At 62.3% G+C, this 15,701-nt stretch carries 15 protein-coding genes; 2 read left to right on the forward strand and 13 right to left on the reverse strand.

The window, feature by feature from the left end:
- Nucleotides 1-7 precede the first annotated feature (7 nt).
- Nucleotides 8-1,897 carry an ABCB family ABC transporter ATP-binding protein/permease gene (locus FJQ55_RS06765; RefSeq protein ID WP_140826881.1) on the reverse strand — a complete coding sequence of 630 codons (1,890 nt, stop codon included), beginning with the start codon at nucleotides 1,895-1,897 and terminating at the stop codon, nucleotides 8-10.
- Between the two features lie 122 nt (nucleotides 1,898-2,019).
- Nucleotides 2,020-4,176, reverse strand: a complete 2,157-nt coding sequence (locus FJQ55_RS06770; RefSeq protein WP_140826882.1) for a LysM peptidoglycan-binding domain-containing protein — start codon at nucleotides 4,174-4,176, stop codon at nucleotides 2,020-2,022.
- Between the two features lie 158 nt (nucleotides 4,177-4,334).
- Between FJQ55_RS06770 and FJQ55_RS06775 the strand changes: the two genes are divergently transcribed.
- Nucleotides 4,335-4,955 carry an LOG family protein gene (locus FJQ55_RS06775; RefSeq protein WP_140826883.1) on the forward strand — a complete coding sequence of 207 codons (621 nt, stop codon included), beginning with the start codon at nucleotides 4,335-4,337 and terminating at the stop codon, nucleotides 4,953-4,955.
- A gap of 15 nt (nucleotides 4,956-4,970) precedes the next feature.
- On the opposite strand, the gene rarD is transcribed toward FJQ55_RS06775, so the two are convergent.
- The 9 genes from rarD to cysS form a co-directional block, all read right to left on the reverse strand.
- Nucleotides 4,971-5,867: an EamA family transporter RarD gene (gene rarD / locus FJQ55_RS06780; protein WP_140826884.1), complete on the reverse strand. Its 897-nt coding sequence runs from the start codon at nucleotides 5,865-5,867 to the stop codon at nucleotides 4,971-4,973.
- Nucleotides 5,868-5,984: 117 nt separating this feature from the next.
- Entirely contained in the window at nucleotides 5,985-7,601 is a 1,617-nt protein-coding gene (cimA, locus tag FJQ55_RS06785; protein WP_140826885.1) for a citramalate synthase, read from the reverse strand.
- 154 nt (nucleotides 7,602-7,755) lie between these two features.
- Nucleotides 7,756-8,715: a prolyl aminopeptidase gene (pip, locus tag FJQ55_RS06795; protein ID WP_140826886.1), complete on the reverse strand. Its 960-nt coding sequence runs from the start codon at nucleotides 8,713-8,715 to the stop codon at nucleotides 7,756-7,758.
- A gap of 1 nt (nucleotide 8,716) precedes the next feature.
- Complete coding sequence (locus FJQ55_RS06800; protein ID WP_140826887.1) at nucleotides 8,717-9,205, reverse strand: GFA family protein; 489 nt, start codon at nucleotides 9,203-9,205, stop codon at nucleotides 8,717-8,719.
- The gene (locus tag FJQ55_RS06805; RefSeq protein WP_140826888.1) at nucleotides 9,202-9,669 is read right to left on the reverse strand and encodes a GFA family protein; all 468 of its coding nucleotides are present in this window, start codon (nucleotides 9,667-9,669) and stop codon (nucleotides 9,202-9,204) included. The genes FJQ55_RS06800 and FJQ55_RS06805 overlap by 4 nt, the downstream gene beginning before the upstream one ends.
- 126 nt (nucleotides 9,670-9,795) lie before the next feature.
- The gene (locus tag FJQ55_RS06810) at nucleotides 9,796-10,278 is read right to left on the reverse strand and encodes a GFA family protein (protein ID WP_140826889.1); all 483 of its coding nucleotides are present in this window, start codon (nucleotides 10,276-10,278) and stop codon (nucleotides 9,796-9,798) included.
- Nucleotides 10,275-10,673: a type II toxin-antitoxin system VapC family toxin gene (locus tag FJQ55_RS06815; protein WP_140829149.1), complete on the reverse strand. Its 399-nt coding sequence runs from the start codon at nucleotides 10,671-10,673 to the stop codon at nucleotides 10,275-10,277. Before FJQ55_RS06815 ends, FJQ55_RS06810 begins: the two co-directional genes overlap by 4 nt.
- Before the next feature lie 14 nt (nucleotides 10,674-10,687).
- Entirely contained in the window at nucleotides 10,688-10,930 is a 243-nt protein-coding gene (locus tag FJQ55_RS06820) for an antitoxin (RefSeq protein WP_113378027.1), read from the reverse strand.
- Between the two features lie 56 nt (nucleotides 10,931-10,986).
- Complete coding sequence (cysS, locus tag FJQ55_RS06825; RefSeq protein ID WP_140826890.1) at nucleotides 10,987-12,471, reverse strand: cysteine--tRNA ligase; 1,485 nt, start codon at nucleotides 12,469-12,471, stop codon at nucleotides 10,987-10,989.
- Nucleotides 12,472-12,781: 310 nt separating this feature from the next.
- Here cysS and FJQ55_RS06830 point away from each other — a divergent pair, with 310 nt between their 5' ends.
- The gene (locus FJQ55_RS06830; RefSeq protein ID WP_161596963.1) at nucleotides 12,782-14,023 is read left to right on the forward strand and encodes a GGDEF domain-containing protein; all 1,242 of its coding nucleotides are present in this window, start codon (nucleotides 12,782-12,784) and stop codon (nucleotides 14,021-14,023) included.
- Here FJQ55_RS06830 and FJQ55_RS06835 read toward each other — a convergent pair whose 3' ends face one another.
- Entirely contained in the window at nucleotides 14,024-14,902 is an 879-nt protein-coding gene (locus tag FJQ55_RS06835; protein ID WP_140826892.1) for a DMT family transporter, read from the reverse strand. It lies immediately after the preceding gene.
- 56 nt (nucleotides 14,903-14,958) lie between these two features.
- Entirely contained in the window at nucleotides 14,959-15,699 is a 741-nt protein-coding gene (locus tag FJQ55_RS06840) for an SDR family NAD(P)-dependent oxidoreductase (RefSeq protein ID WP_140826893.1), read from the reverse strand.
- Nucleotides 15,700-15,701 lie beyond the last annotated feature (2 nt).

Here is a 15,701-nt window from a genome sequence, read left to right on the forward strand (position 1 = left end):
CGTGTGCTCAGACGGCCGGAGGACGCCGCACCACGACCCCGAGTTCATCGCTTTCGCGCACCTGCCGCAACCGTTCCTCGGCCTGTGTTGCCTCGCGCTGCCGGTTCCACATCGAGGCGTAGAGACCGTTCTGCTCGAGCAGGACCGAATGGCTGCCGCGCTCGGCAATCTCCCCACCCTTCAGCACGATGATCTCGTCGGCATTGACCACGGTCGACAGCCGGTGCGCGATGACCAGGGTCGTGCGGTTCTTCGATACTACGTCGAGCGCCGACTGGATCTCGTGCTCCGTCGTCGTGTCGAGCGCTGAGGTCGCTTCGTCGAGGATGAGGATCGGCGGGGCTTTCAGCACCGTGCGGGCAATCGCCACGCGCTGCTTCTCCCCACCGGAGAGCTTCAAGCCGCGCTCGCCGACTTTCGTGTTGTAGCCATCCGGCAGTTCTTTGATGAAGCGGGCGATCTGCGCCACTTCGGTCGCCTGTTCGATTTCGGCATCGGACGCGCCGGGGCGACCATAGCGGATGTTGTAGGCGATGGTGTCGTTGAACAGCACGGTGTCCTGGGGCACCATGCCGATGCCCGCCCGGAGCGACTTCTGCGTCACGTCGCGCACATCCTGCCCGTCGATGGTGATCGAGCCCTGCTGAACATCATAGAAGCGGTAGAGCAGGCGGGAGATGGTTGACTTGCCCGCACCCGACGGACCGACAACGGCGACCGTCTTGCCGGCCGGGACCTCGAACGACACGCCCTTCAGGATCGGCCGGTCGGGGTCGTAGTGGAAATGCACGTCCTTGAAGACAATGGCGCCCTTGTCGATCGACAGCGCCTTGGCATCCGGCTTGTCGACCACCTCCGCCTCGACTTCAAGGAGATCGAACATCTGCTCGATGTCGGTCAGGCCCTGGCGGATTTCACGGTAGACGAAGCCGATGAAGTTAAGCGGCACGGAGAGCTGCATCAGGAGCGCGTTCACAAAGACGAAGTCGCCGATCGTCTGGTCGCCCCGCTGGACGGCCATCGCCGACATGACCATGATGACTGCAGTGCCGATGCCGAAGATCACGCCCTGGCCGAAGTTCAGCCAGCCGAGCGAGGTCCACACCTGGGTCGCGGATTTCTCATAACGCGCCATCGAGGCGTCGAAGCGCTTGGCCTCCATCTCCTCGTTGCCGAAGTATTTGACCGTTTCAAAGTTCAGGAGCGAATCGATCGCCTTCGTATTGGCGTCGGTGTCGCTGTCGTTCATCGCGCGGCGAATTCCGATGCGCCAGTCGGAGGCCCGGATGGTGAACCAGATATAGGCCCAGACGGTGAAGGCGGTGACGGCAAGGTAGGAGAAGCCGTAGGTCCACCAGAAGATGGCAGCCGTCAGCAGGAATTCGATGAGGGTCGGGATCGAGTTGAGGATCGTGAAGCGGACGATCGTCTCGATGCCCTTTGTGCCGCGCTCGATGATGCGGGAAAGACCGCCGGTCTTGCGCTCCAGATGGAAGCGCAAAGACAGCTGGTGCATGTGGACGAAGGTCTTGTAGGCGAGCTGGCGCACGGCATACTGGCCGACGCTCGCAAACAGCGCGTCACGTAGCTGGTTGAGGCCGACCTGGGCGATGCGGGTGACGTTGTAGAAGATGACGAGTGCCACGGCACCGAGCAGGAAGGCGGGCAGAAGCCCGACCATGTCGAGTTTTCCATTCAGTGCGTCCGTCGCCCATTTGAAGAAATAGGGGACGAGGATCAACACGAACTTGGACACGATCAGGAAGACGGTGGCCCAGACCACGCGCATCTTCAGGTCCATGCGGTCTGCCGGCCACATATAGGGCCAGAGATTGACGAGCGTCTGGGTCGGATTGCCGGAGTCGGCCGATACGGTTTTCTTCTTCTTGTCCGTCATTTCGGCTCCCGTCAGCATTTCAGTCAAGCAAGCGCACAGATAAAAGCGGCGACCCCTGAGGATCGCCGCTTTGATCAATTAGGGTCTTGTCGTCCCCAATACAATAATCGGATCGTGAATGATCAGTTCACCGCTTCTCCGCGCAGCCGCTTGCGGTGGATTTCCTCCGCATTTGGCAACGCATCCTTCGGCACCGTGAAGATCTGCCCCGGTTCGATCAGGTCCGGATTGCGGATCTGGTTCTCGTTGGCGAGATAGATCGTGGTGTAGCGCACGCCCTGGCCATACACGCGACGCGAGATCTGCCACAGCGTATCGCCACGCCGGATGATCACGCTGTTCTCGCTCTTGGCGAGAGGCGCCTGCTGGATCGTCTTTGGTGCGGCAGCCGTATCGGCCGCAGCCGTTTCAGCAGCGGGCGCCTGCGCCGCCGAGGCAGGGGTCTCTGCCGGCGCCGCTGGCGTAACCGCAGCGGCAGCCTCAGCCGCAGCGGGTGTCGGCTCGGACAAGAGGTCACGGATCAGTGCGACGAGCTTCGGCAATGCGGCACCCAATCCTTCGACGTCGCCAGTCCTCACCGACTGCAACAGGGCAAGAGCTTCCTTGGCCTTCGCGCCGTGAGCGCCGACGCTCGCAGCGAATTCCGGCGTCGCAGTTGTGCCGGGGCGGAAGCCGATGATCGACTGCAGGCCGAACTCTGTAGCCGAGCGGGCAGCCGCGAGCTGTTCCAGCGCCGGCTTTTGGCCATTGGCGTAGAGGTTTTCAAGGATGGTCAGCGCCTTGGTGAGCGAGACGCGAAGACGCTCGAACTCGGCCAGCTCCGGATGGCCGGCATCACCAGCAGTCGCGTCGGCACTCTGCGCCACGACCGAAACCTGCTCGCCTTCGGGCCGCTCGAACGGAACGGAGGCGCGAACGACGACCTTGCCCGATGCATCCAGCATTTCGACTTCGATGATGTGGCTTCCGACGGAAAGAGTCATGGTGCCGTCGATGACGAAATTGCCGCTGGCATCGGTCTTGCTCTCGCCAATCGTGGCTTTATCGGCAAAGCCGCGAACGATCGCGCCGACGGGGGCTTTGCCGGCGACGAAGATTCGGTCACCCTCGATTTCGACGGCAGTCACCTGGACTTCAGCCGCACTTGTCGCGGCGGGTGCCGCCGGCGTTGCCGAGCCATCTGGGGCCGGTTGCGCGGCAGGTGCAGAGGCAGTGTCGGTCCCCGTTGCCGGAATGGTCGGTGCAGAGCCTGCAAGCTGGCTCGAGGCAGCCGGCAGTTCGGGCATGGAAACTGTAGGCGTTGCTGCGGTCTCGGCAGCGGCGGCTGGCTGCGCTGCAGGTGTTGCCTCAGTCGATGCTGCAGCAGCAGGCGCCGTGGCCTGGGCCGCATCGGCAGCGCCCGGCAGCGTGATCAGCCGGCTCGCTTTGCCGGGTTTAGACACCATGGCGAGCAACTCGCCCTTGCCGCCGTCCGGAACGGAGACGGTCGCAACTTCTTCCGACGTGACGACCTTTCCATCCGCGGCAGTGGCGCGGATCTGCAAGGCATGATCACCCGGGGGTAACGGATTGTCCAGCACGGCCGCGAAGTCGCCGGTGCCGTCGACGGTCTGCGAGGAAATCACGGTGCCGTCATTGAGGATTTCAACCTTGGCACCGGGTGCAGCATTGCCGGCAATGACCGTAGAGCCGTCGGGTTCGACGCGAAGTACGTCGAAGCGCGGTACATCGGCCCCAGCCGCTTCCGCTGGTGCGGCGGCTGTTTCGGCAGGCTTGCCGAGCAGGGCGTCCTTGATCGAGGCGATGAGGCCTGCAGCCTTCGCCGGATCGTCCGGCAGTTGCTCGATCAGCGCAAGGGCCCGGGCGGCATCCGCCTGCAGAGCCTTCGTCGTGTCGGTGAGCTTGGCGTCAATGCCTTCAGGCATCTCGATCGATGCTAGGGCTTTCACCGCGCCCTGTGCCAGCGTCTTGGCCGCGCTATACGCTTCAACACCCGGCGTCCGGCCATCGGCAAAGAGGGCAGTGATACCATCGACGGCCTTGACGGCATCGGCTTTCAGGCGATCCATTTTTTCTAAAGCGGCATCGGCGAGGCCGGCGGTTGCGTTATCGACGCTTGCTGCGGCCTGATCCGCTGCCGACTTGACCGCGTCGGACGTCGCACTGATGGCAGGCGCCGTCTCGCTGGTCGGATTGAGCCGCGGCATGATGACGAAAACCATCAGCAAGGTCACGATGGCAAGTACAAACAGGACCACCCAAAGGGCACGGTTCTTCATATCTCAAGTCTCCCGGCGGAACATCCGCCATATCCCCTGGAATTGCTAGCCTTAACTGCTTGTTTCGACAAGCGTCGCAAGCCAAATCCGCCGGGCTTGCCTGAGGTTTTCAGCCAATTTTGTTGACCTTGTTGCCGCCAGCCTGTTTTTTGGCCGGCATGAGTGAACAAAATACCCCGATTCGATCCGTCTGCGTCTATTGCGGCTCCCAGCCGGGACGCGATCCTGCCTTCATGGAAGCGGGTCGCGCCTTTGGCCGCTCACTTGCCGAAAACGGCCTGCGTCTCGTTTATGGCGGCGGCACCAAGGGCATTATGGGAGCCGTGGCATCCGGCGTGCTCTCGGCCGGCGGCCATGTGACCGGCATCATCCCGGAATTCCTCGTTGACATGGAAGCGACGCGCCATTCGCTGGGCCAGCTTAATGAGCTGATCATCACCAAGGACATGCACGAGCGCAAGCACGCGATGTTTGAGCGCTCGGACGCCTTCGTAACCTTGCCCGGTGGCATCGGCACGCTGGAGGAGATCGTCGAGATCATGACCTGGGGCCAGCTCGGCCGTCATGAAAAGCCGATGGTCTTCGCCAATGTCAACGATTTCTGGAAGCCGATGCTGGAACTCGTCGACCACATGTCGGCCTCCGGCTTCATCCATACGGCGCACCGCGTACGGCCCATGGTGATCGACCGGATCGAGGACATCGTTCCGGCGATCAAGGCGCGCTGGGCAGAGACCGAGGCACCGGAAGGCGACCCGGCGACCATTGCCAAGCTCTAAGCGCGAAGAAGCGCCTCAACGGCGCTTCAGCATCGGCAGTGTGTAGATCACCAGTGCCACCCAGATCAGCGGGAAGGCGACGGCCTTGGCGGGGCTGAACGGCTCGTGGAAGACGAAGACGGCGGTGATGAAGATCATCGACGGAGCGATGTACTGCATGATGCCGATAGTCGAAAGCCTGAGCAGTTTGGCGCCATTGGCATAGAGGATCAGCGGCACGGCCGTGACAAACCCTGCGGAGGCGAGCAAAGCCGTATCGCTGAAGCTTCCCTTGAGGAAATGCCCTTCGCCGGACAGGTTGAGATAGACGAGATAGCCGAGCGCGATCGGCGAAAGCAGCAGCACTTCCAGCAGAAAGCCCTGGTTCGGCCCGATCGGCAATGTCTTGCGGAAGAAGGCATAGAAGCCCCAGGAGAAGGTGAGCGCAAGCGCCACGATTGGCAAGCGGCCGGCCTCGACGGTCAGGATCACTACGGCGAGAACAACAAGCGCCAAGGCCGCGATCTGCGTCTTCTTCAGCTTCTCCTTGAGGATGACAGCGCCGAGCAGGATCGAGAAGAGCGGATTGATGAAGTAGCCGAGCGCAGTGTCAAGCGCGTGGCCAGCTCCGATCGCCCAGACATAGATGCCCCAGTTGACGCTGATCAGAGTGGCGGTGACGGCGGCCATGCCAAGCATGCGCGGGTTGCGGATCGCCTTTTTGAGATCATCGGTCTGCCGGATAACCAGCAGCAGCAGTCCTGCCACCGGCACGGACCACAGGATGCGATGCGCAATCACTTCCGCCGGCGAGATATGCGCCATGGCCTTCATATAGAGCGGCAGAAAACCCCACAGCAGATAGGCAGAAAGGGCGAAGAGGAAGCCGTTCAGGCTGTCCCTATTCTCTGCGGGAGCGGTGACGTCGGCCATGGTATTTCCTGACTTTTGTTATGCTTTGGAAACGGCCTTACGCCCGCGAGGTTACGGGCGCAAATGCATTTCAGTGATGGATCCTTCATCGGGCGCGATCGGTGACGCCCGCTCGGGCTACTCGGCCGCGATTTTGCCTGCCAGTTCCCGGTTCTTCATCAGCTTGTAGACGATCGAGTCCATCAGGGCCTGGAACGAGGCGTCGATGATGTTTTCCGACACGCCGACCGTCCACCAGCGGGCGCCTGATGCATCGGTGGACTCGATCAGAACGCGGGTGATCGCCTCGGTGCCGCCGTTCAGGATGCGCACCTTGTAGTCCGCCAGTTCCAGGTCGAGGATTTCCGACTGAAATTTGCCGAGGTCCTTGCGAAGCGCGATGTCGAGCGCATTGACCGGACCATCGCCTTCCGCGACCGACATGACAGTCTCGCCGTCAACCAGCACCTTCACCACGGCTTCAGAAACCGTCTTCAGTCGGCCATGGCTGTCGAAGCGCCGCTCGACCATCACGCGAAAGCTTTCGACCGCGAAGAATTCCGGCACCGTGCCGAGCGTCTTCAGGGCCAGGAGTTCGAAGCTCGCATCGGCGCCCTCATAGGCATAGCCCGAGGCTTCGCGTTCCTTGACGACGGAGATCAGCGTGTCGAGCTTCGGATCGTCCTTGGCAACCGTGATTCCGCGGCGCTTCAGCTCGTTGAGGAAGTTCGCCTTGCCGCCCTGATCGGAAACCATGACCTTGCGGAAATTACCGACGCTCTCCGGCTCGACATGCTCGTAGGTCTTCGGATCTTTCAGCAGTGCGGAGGCATGGATGCCGGCCTTGGTCGCAAAGGCCGAGCCGCCGACATAAGGCGACTGGTGGTTCGGCGAACGGTTCAGGAGTTCGTCGAAGGCCCGCGACAGACGGGTGAGGCCGACGAGCTTTTCCCGGTCGATCGAGGTCGTGAACCGCGACGCATAGGTGTCCTTGAGACAGAGCGTCGGGATGATCGTGACAAGATCGGCATTGCCGCAGCGCTCGCCGATCCCATTCAGCGTCCCCTGGATCTGCCGCACGCCCGCCTCGACGGCGGCGAGCGAATTGGCGACCGCCTGGCCGGTGTCGTTATGCGCATGGATGCCGAGCGAGGACCCGGGGATGCCGGAGGCGATGACGGCGGAGACGATCTCGCGGATCTCCGGCGGCTGGGTGCCGCCATTGGTGTCGCAGAGCACCACCCAGCGGGCGCCGGCGTCGTAGGCTTCCTTGGCGCAGGCGATGGCATAGTCCCGATTGGCCTTGTAACCATCGAAGAAGTGCTCGCAATCGACCATGGAAAGCTTGCCCGCTTCGACCACGGCCTTGACGCTGTCGCGGATGCTTTCGAGGTTTTCCTCATTGGTGCAGCCGAGCGCCACCTTCACGTGATAGTCCCAGCTCTTGGCGACGAGGCAGATGGCGTCCGCCTTGGCCTGCAGCAATTGGGTCAGCCCCGGATCGTTGGAGGCCGAGATGCCGGCACGTTTAGTCATGCCGAAAGCGACGAAGCCGGCCTTCTGGGTACGCTTTTTGGAAAAGAACGTGGTGTCCGTCGGGTTCGCGCCGGGATAACCGCCCTCGATGAAGTCGATGCCGAATTCGTCCAGCATCGCCGCGATCGCGATCTTGTCCTCAACGGAAAAATCGACGCCCGGCGTCTGCTGGCCGTCACGCAGTGTCGTATCGAACAGGGTGATCTTGTCGCGCGTCATGCTGTTGTCCTTAGGCAACTCGGTGATGTCAGCCCCTCATCCGCCCTTCGGGCACCTTCTCCCCGCAAGCGGGGAGAAGGCCTCGCCGCCTGCCAAGCGTTCCTCCCTCTCCCCGCCTGCGGGGAGAGGGTAGGGTGAGGGGCAATTCTCATATTCAATTCTTCCCCGCAAACCGATCTGTCGCCCGGATCAGCTGGTCGAGGATGCCAGGTTCGAGAAAGGCGTGACCCGCCCCTTCGATCAGGTGGAAATCCGCCTTCGGCCAGGCCTTGTGCAAAGCCCAAGCATACTTCGCCGGGCAGGGCATGTCGTAGCGGCCGTGGATGATCACGCCCGGAATATCCTTGAGCTTGTAGGCATCGCGCAAGAGCTGCCCTTCCTCCAGCCAGCCGGCATGAACGAAGAAGTGGTTTTCGATGCGGGCGAAAGCGAGCGCGAATTCGGCCTCGCCGAAATGCGCCGCATAGTCGGGATTGGGCAGAAGCGTGATCGTCTCGCCCTCCCAATTGCTCCAGGCGACCGCGCAGCGCAGCTGTTCCTCGCGGTCGGTGCCGGTCAGCCGGCGGCGATAGGCGGCCATCATCTCGTGGCGCTCGCTTTCCGGAATGGGCGCACAGAACCGCTCCCACTTGTCCGGGAACATCTCGGAGACGCCGAACTGGTAGTACCAGTCGAGCTCGGCCTTCGTCAGCATATAGATGCCGCGCAGCACGAGTTCGGACACGCGCTCCGGATGGGTTTCGGCATAGGCGAGCGCCAGCGTCGAGCCCCAGGAACCGCCGAAGACGAGCCACTTTTCCGCACCGATCATCTGACGCAGCCGCTCGATATCGGCGACTAGGTGCCAGGTTGTGTTCGCCTCGAGTGAAGCATGCGGGGTGGATTTGCCGCAGCCGCGCTGGTCGAACAGGATCACGTCGTAGAGCGTGGGGTCGAAGAGACGGCGATGCGTTGGGCTGATCGCACCACCCGGGCCGCCATGCAGATAAACGGCAGGCTTGGCGCCCTTGGTGCCGACGCGTTCCCAATAGACGGTGTGTCCGTCGCCGACATCGAGGAAGCCGGTCGCGAAGGGTTCGATATCGGGATAGAAGCTGCGCAATTCCGTCGTCATGTCATGTCCTCTTCGGTGGCCAGGCCACCGTATCGTGATCGGGATGCTGCCGAGATGTGGCCGCGATCCCGGCATTGCCCGCCGGAAGGTCCGAGCGGTCGGTCGGGTTTTCTGGAAGTGAAAAGAGCTTGTCGAAATAGCTGACGCGGCTTTCCACGCCATCCTGCGAGACTGGTTCGGCGAGCTCTGGCTTGTCGAGGCTGCCGATCGTCACGCTGATATAGGGCGACCCCTTGGTGCGGAAGAAAAGCGGCGTGCCGCAGTCCTTGCAGAAGCCGCGCCCGCACGGGTCCGACGACTGAAACCAGCCCGGTTCGCCACGCATCAGAAGGAAATCCTCCTGGCGGGAGCCGGCCAGCGCCATGAAGAAGTTGCCGCTCGCCTTCTGGCACATGCGGCAGTGACAGATATGCGGATAGCCGAGTTCGCCTGCGATCTTGTAGCGGATCGCGCCGCACTGGCAGCCGCCGGAATGCACCTGACGGGTCATTGATCATCCTCCGGCGGCCACTGGGTCGTGTCGTGATCGGGGTGCTGGAAGCTCTCGATCGAGGCGAAGAATTCCTCCATCGCAGGACTGGAATAGGCTGGCTTCTCGAACAGCTGGTCGATCCAGGGTAGCCGCTGGTGATGGTTCACCTGGATCTGCGGCTCAAAACGCTCCGGATGGTCGAAGGCGCCGATGGCGAGTTCCACCCCGTTCGGATGCTGATAGGTGAGTGGCGTGCCGCACTTGCCGCAGAAGCCGCGCTTCACCTTGGCGGACGACCGGTAGAGCATCGGCTGCCCCCGCGTCCAGGTCAGATGCGCCTGATCGGCCGTGACGAAGGCGCCGAAGAAGGAGCCGAACTGCTTCTGGCACATGCGGCAATGACAGATCGATGGGCGCCCGAGCTTGGACGCCTGGAACCTGACCGCTCCGCATTGGCAGCCACCACTATGGACTTCGCTCAAGCCTCTCTCCTCATCGCATGGTCATGTAGACGGTGACGCCGATGATCACCACGGCAATCAGGACACCCTTGGCGATCAGCCCGTAGAGCAGCCATTTCGGCATCTTTGTGTTCGGGTTCGGTTGGGTCATGGTTTCGCCTCGGGCCATTGATCTGTGTCCCGATCCGGGTGCTGATAAGACACGACGTCGGTCAGGAAGGGCGCGTCCTCGAGATCATCCAGCGTCATCCGTTCCGGCAGGGCCGGGATGGTATCCACGAAAGCGAGCTTGCACTCGACCCCGAACTGGATTGTCGGCGGCAGCTGCGATGGGTCGTCGAAAGCGCCCGCCGCCAGCGACAGTCCGTCGGGCGCCTCATAGGTGAGCGGCGTTCCGCAATCGCCACCGAAACCGCGTTGCACGAAGTTCGACGAGGCAAAACGCTTCGGCGCGCCGCGTGTCCAGGTGAACTCGGCATCGCCGACGGCAACCAGCGGCGCGTAATAGGCCCCGAAGGCCTTCTGGCACATCCGGCAATGACAGACGGAAACGTCCTTTGGTTGGCCGTGCATGCGGAAGCGGACCGCGCCGCACTGGCAGCCGCCGGTATGGGGGAGGTGGGAGGTCATAAGGTTCCCTCCAGCCAGTTCTCGACCTTCAGCCCTGGCACCCGACCGAACTCGCGGACATTTCCGGTCACCAGGGTCACATCGAGGGAGCGAGCATGGGCGGCGATGAAAAGATCGGTCGTGCCGATCGGCTGGCCGTTGCGTTCGAGGTCGTGGCGGATTTCGGCAAAATGCGACGCCTCCTTGTCCTCGTAGGGCAGGATTGCGATGCGATCGAGAATGGACTCGACCAGATAGGTCAGTCGCTCGGAATTCCGTTTGAGGATGCCAATGCGCAGCTCCGACGCGACGATCGCACTGATGGAGATCTCGTCATCGCCGGCACGCTCCACCATCGCCGCGGCAGCGCCGTGCGGGTTCCGGATCAGGTCCGAAACGATGTTGGTGTCGAGCATGTAGCGGGGCGTGTTCACAGGTCGACGTCCCGTGCCGGTGCTTCGCGGAGGTCGAACTCGAAGTCTTCATCGAGGGGTCCCTGACGACGAAGCCACTCGATCAGGCTCTCCTGCTTCTTCTTGACAGGCTCAAGGGTGATCTTGTCGCCTTCCTTGCGCATGATCACCTCGTCGCCTGGGAAGTCGAACTCCACGGGAATGCGGACGGCGCGGTTGCGACCGTTCTTGAAGATACGGACATGCCTTTCCAGTTCCATTCGCGCCTCCATTCGCGGCATATGCCAAGCATATGCCGCCCGTTCCCCTCAAGCAACTACCGCTTGACCTCCCAGGTCGTCACCCGCTCGCCCGTCTCCTTGTTCTTGCCGTCCTTGAGCTGGATGCCCTTCTCGGCAAGCTCGTCACGGATGCGGTCGGCCTGGGCGAAGTTCTTGGCCTTCAGCATTTCGAGCCGGAGGTCGACCAGCGCCTGGACGGCGGCGGAGAGGTCGTCGCTCATCTCCGCCTTCTTCGGTGTAACCCCCAGAAGGGCTGCCGAGGCGGCGAACAGCGGCACTTTCGACGGGTCGGCGTTCGCCGCCTGCGCCAGCGCATGAATCGCCTGAACGGCAGCAACCGTGTTCAGGTCGTCGGAGAGCGCTTCCAGAACGGCGGCGTCCGGGGCCGTGGTGCCGGCATCACCCGCCGGCCATTTTGCCAGCAGGCGCTCCGCCTCCTCCAACCTCTTCACCGAAAAGTCGATCGGCTCGCGGTAATGTGTCATCAGCATGGCCAGCCGCAGCACTTCTCCCGGCCATGTCCGTCCGCCGAATTTCTCCGTCGCCAACAACTCGTTGATCGTGACGAAATTGCCCTCCGACTTCGACATCTTGCGGCCTTCGACCTGAAGGAAGCCGTTATGCATCCACACGGTTGCCATCAGGTCGTTGTCGAAGGCGCAGCAGGACTGGGCGATCTCGTTTTCGTGGTGCGGGAAGATCAGGTCCAGCCCGCCGCCATGGATGTCGAACTGGTGCGGTTTCTCCTTGGCCTTTGGCGAAAGGCGGTCCTTGATCTCCTCCCAGAGATAGCGGTCGGCCATGGCGGAGCACTCAATATGCCAGCCGGGACGGCCGAAGATCGCATGCGCCTTGCCTTCAAATGTAAAGCTCGCCGGCCAGCCGGGCTCGGTGTCTTCAGACTGCTTCCACAGCACGAAATCCGCCGGGTTCATCTTGTGGCTTTCGACCGCCACGCGCGCGCCTGCCTGCTGGTCTTCCAGCTTGCGCTTGGACAACATTCCGTAATCGGCCATCGAGGCGGTCGAAAACAGCACTTCATGCCCTTCCGACCCGGTCGCCACATAGGCGTGCCCCATGTCGAGCAGCCGCTGGATGATCGTGATCATCTGGGGAATGTTGTCGGTGGCCCGCGGCTCGACGGTCGGCTTCAAGCAGCCGAGCGAGGCCACGTCCTCGTGGAACTGGCTTTCCGTCTTGCCGGTAACGGCGCGGATCGCCTCGTTCAGGCTCATCGAACCGTCGGCGATCTGGCTGCCGAAATCGCGCAAGGCGCGCGCGTTGATCTTGTCGTCGACGTCGGTGATGTTGCGAACGTAAGTGACCTTGTCGGCGCCATAGGTGTGGCGCAGCAGCCGGTAGAGCACGTCGAAGACGATGACCGGGCGCGCATTGCCGATATGAGCGAAGTCATAGACCGTCGGGCCGCAGACATACAGGCGCACATTGTCGGTATCGATCGGCTCGAAGTCGACCTTCTCGCGTGTGAGCGTGTTGTAAAGCTTGAGGCCGCCGGCCATGTGAAACTCCCAGAACGAATGGTACCCGGCTGGACCGGGTCGTTTGTCATCTGGGTCTATGCAGGAGACGAAAACGGCCAGGCCAGCGATGCGCTAGCGAATAATGATCCCGCAAATGGTGCAGAGGCTCGTTTTCATGGGCGTTGTTATGGCGCGAGGCGTCGGTTTGGTCAAGGGTTCTGCACGGTTCGCTGTTGGCGTTGAGAGTTTCCTCAAATGTAGGTACCTGCTTATCGGGGTAAACATTTCTTTAAGGTCAATCCCGCAAGGTAGGAAACCTAGCCCTTACCCGTCAGAGATGATTTCCGACATGGACACTAGCCTGCATTTGCCGACGATCATGGTCGTCCATGCCCTGATCACGTCCATCTCGACGCTGGTAACGATCTATATGTGGAAGCGTCATCGCTGTGGTTCGGTGATGCCCTTGCTGGTGGGCGCAGGGGTGGCTGCCTGCTTAACCATGGCGCTGCACGCCGGACGCAACAGCCTACCGCTGTTTCTGTCGTCCTGTGTCGGTCTGGGGCTGGGCGTCCTTGCCGTTGGCCTCTATTGGCAGGCCGTCATGGCTTTTGAAGGCGAAAGAGTTTCTCTGCCCAAAGCCGCAGCTGGCATGCTCGTCTGGATGGTGTTGTGGTTCACTCCGCTGTTCCAGCAGTCGATGGAGGTGAAAACGTCGTTCCTCGGCATTCTGGTCGCAAGCTACTGTCTTCTGACCGCGGCCAAGATGTCTGCCCGTGCCAGGCAGGAACCCTTGCCGTCACGTCATCTCGCGGTCATCGCGAATCTTGTCCGAGGATTAGTCTGGCTGACATCGGTCCCGCTCAGCATCTTCGTCGCGCCGGCTTACGCAGCGGACGGCAGCCCCGCCGCCTGGTTCGCCTATGTTGTGCTGACGAACTCCATGATGATCGTCCTGTCGCTCGTGGCGCTCCTGATGCTCAGCAAGGAGCGAGACGAATTGCGCTACCGCATCGCCTCGGAGCGCGATCCGCTGACAAACCTCGCCAATCGCCGAACCTTCGTCTCCGGTGCCAGCCGCATTCTTCTGCAGGACGAGGCGCGCGCAAGCCTGCTTCTCATGGATATCGACCACTTCAAGATGGTCAACGACACCTATGGGCACGCAGCGGGCGACCAGGTGCTGGTGGCTTTCTCGCGCGCGATCGAGCAAAGGTTGCCGCGGGGTTGGCTCTTTGCGCGCATCGGCGGCGAGGAATTCGCCTGTCTCATGCCGCGCACGAGCGCACAAACCGCAGTCGCCCTGGCTGACAATTTGCGCCGCGCCGTTGGCGACATCGCCATCGCGGCCCATCCCCACCTTAAGATCTCGGTAAGCATCGGCGTCAGCGAAGCGCCAGGGCGTGGCACGGAACTGGATATGCTGCTCGCGGACGCCGATGCAGCGCTCTACCGGGCTAAGGCCGACGGGCGCGATTGCGTCCGGCTTTTCGAACCCGGCGCGCTTCTGGCGGAGACGGCCGGCAAGCTGGCCTTGATCGCGAAGGAGCCTCCGCGAAAATCGACCCGCAAGGGTCTCCGCGCCGTGTGATCACATGGCCCGGCGCGGAAGCCGAATGATGCCGAGCACGAGTGAGCAGCCGACAATGATGACGACGCCACCGAACAGCTGCAGCAGGGTCAGCGGCTCGTCAAGAACGAGAGCCCCGACGAGAACGGCAACCACGGTCACGGCAAATTCGACGCTAATCGCCGCAGTGGCCCCGATGCTCTTCACCAGTCCGAAATAGAGCACGTAAGTGAGCGCGCTCATCAGCGCGGCAAGGGCAAGGAGATAGAGATAGTCGGCCGGATCAGGCGTTCCGGGAACAGGCACGAACCAGAGCAGTGGAAAGGTGATGGCGCCACCTGCGATGAACGAGCCGATGGTGACCTCCCAGGGCCCTGTCCCTGCCAGATGGCGGCTGGCGTAATTGCTGCCGAAGGCGGCGGAGAAGGTCGAGCCGATCATGGCAAGGCAGCCGATCAGAAATTCCGCCGTCACCGGCACGGCGGGGAAGCCGACCAGCATAATAATGCCGATCGTGCCGAGGACGAGTCCGAGGATCCGCTGCGGCGTGATCCGCTCCAGACCCCAGAGCTGGGCTATTACCATGGAAAACAGCGGAATGGCCGCGACGAAAATTGCTGCCATCGCAGTCCCGATACGGGGTGTGGCGTAAGAGAGACCGATGAGCTGACCTGCCACCGTAGTGGCGCCGACCATGGCAAAGGGCAGCCAGCCAGCACTGAAATCGAGCCTGCGCCGCATCGTCAGGGCGATGCCATAGAGCAAGGCGCCTGCGATGAAGCACCGAAACGTCACCGCTCCGATCCAGCCGAAAGCATCGACCACGTGCAGCAGCAGCAGGAAGGACAGGCCCCAAGCCAGAGAAAGATAGAGGTAGGCGGCGAAATCTCGGTGCTGCATGCGTCAGTCCTGCAATAGGCGACCTTCAGGCCGCGGGCACCTCTGCCGGAAAGGGCTTACTCTGGCATCCGGTAGTCGACGATCTTGCCTTCGCGCACGATGTAGAGCTTGCCCGTTTCCGTCTGCTCCGCGCCGACGAGCGGCAGGAGTTTGGCGGCGACTTCGGACGGATGCGGCAGCGTTTCCGGGTCTTCGCCCGGCATCGCCTGGGCCCGCATGGCGGTGCGGGTGGCGCCCGGATCGACCGAGAGGATGCGCAGCGGCAGGCGCTGGGTTTCGGCAGCCCAGGTGCGGGCCAGCGCCTCAACGGCGGCCTTGGAGGCGGAGTAGGGGCCCCAGAAGGGTTTGCACTTGTGGGCGGCGCCGGAAGACAGGATCAGCACGCGGCCCTGGTCGGACTTGATCAGCAAAGGTTCCAGCGAACGGATCAGCCGCCAGGTGGCGTTGACGTTGATGTTCATCACCTTGTCGAAGACCTTGGCTTCGACATGGCCGATTGGCGAGATGACGCCGAGAACGCCAGCATTGAGCACCGCTATGTCGAGTTTGCCCCAGCGCTCGAAGATGTGACCACCGAGCTGGTCGATCGCCGCCATGTCGGCGAGGTCGAAAGGCACCAGCGTCGCCGATCCGCCGACGGCCTTGATGGCATCGTCGAGATCTTCCAGACCACCCACCGTGCGGGCGCAGGCGATCACATGGGCGCCGGCCTTGGCGAGTTCGATCGCGGTGAAATAGCCGATGCCGCGCGAGGCGCCGGTGACGAGCGCAATCCGGCCCTTGAGGTCGATGGTCATGG

It is taken from the genome of Rhizobium glycinendophyticum (assembly GCF_006443685.1).
Taxonomy (GTDB): domain Bacteria; phylum Pseudomonadota; class Alphaproteobacteria; order Rhizobiales; family Rhizobiaceae; genus Allorhizobium; species Allorhizobium glycinendophyticum.

What these genes read in the sequence shown, in the direction of transcription:
- FJQ55_RS06765 (WP_140826881.1), bottom strand. Translation starts at nt 1,897, where the DNA reads ATGACGGACAAGAAGAAGAAAACCGTATCGGCCGACTCCGGCAATCCG.
- FJQ55_RS06770 (WP_140826882.1), bottom strand. Translation starts at nt 4,176, where the DNA reads ATGAAGAACCGTGCCCTTTGGGTGGTCCTGTTTGTACTTGCCATCGTG.
- FJQ55_RS06775 (WP_140826883.1), top strand. Translation starts at nt 4,335, where the DNA reads ATGAGTGAACAAAATACCCCGATTCGATCCGTCTGCGTCTATTGCGGC.
- rarD (WP_140826884.1), bottom strand. Translation starts at nt 5,867, where the DNA reads ATGGCCGACGTCACCGCTCCCGCAGAGAATAGGGACAGCCTGAACGGC.
- cimA (WP_140826885.1), bottom strand. Translation starts at nt 7,601, where the DNA reads ATGACGCGCGACAAGATCACCCTGTTCGATACGACACTGCGTGACGGC.
- pip (WP_140826886.1), bottom strand. Translation starts at nt 8,715, where the DNA reads ATGACGACGGAATTGCGCAGCTTCTATCCCGATATCGAACCCTTCGCG.
- FJQ55_RS06800 (WP_140826887.1), bottom strand. Translation starts at nt 9,205, where the DNA reads ATGACCCGTCAGGTGCATTCCGGCGGCTGCCAGTGCGGCGCGATCCGC.
- FJQ55_RS06810 (WP_140826889.1), bottom strand. Translation starts at nt 10,278, where the DNA reads ATGACCTCCCACCTCCCCCATACCGGCGGCTGCCAGTGCGGCGCGGTC.
- FJQ55_RS06815 (WP_140829149.1), bottom strand. Translation starts at nt 10,673, where the DNA reads ATGCTCGACACCAACATCGTTTCGGACCTGATCCGGAACCCGCACGGC.
- FJQ55_RS06820 (WP_113378027.1), bottom strand. Translation starts at nt 10,930, where the DNA reads ATGGAACTGGAAAGGCATGTCCGTATCTTCAAGAACGGTCGCAACCGC.
- cysS (WP_140826890.1), bottom strand. Translation starts at nt 12,471, where the DNA reads ATGGCCGGCGGCCTCAAGCTTTACAACACGCTCACACGCGAGAAGGTC.
- FJQ55_RS06830 (WP_161596963.1), top strand. Translation starts at nt 12,782, where the DNA reads ATGGACACTAGCCTGCATTTGCCGACGATCATGGTCGTCCATGCCCTG.
- FJQ55_RS06835 (WP_140826892.1), bottom strand. Translation starts at nt 14,902, where the DNA reads ATGCAGCACCGAGATTTCGCCGCCTACCTCTATCTTTCTCTGGCTTGG.
- FJQ55_RS06840 (WP_140826893.1), bottom strand. Translation starts at nt 15,699, where the DNA reads ATGACCATCGACCTCAAGGGCCGGATTGCGCTCGTCACCGGCGCCTCG.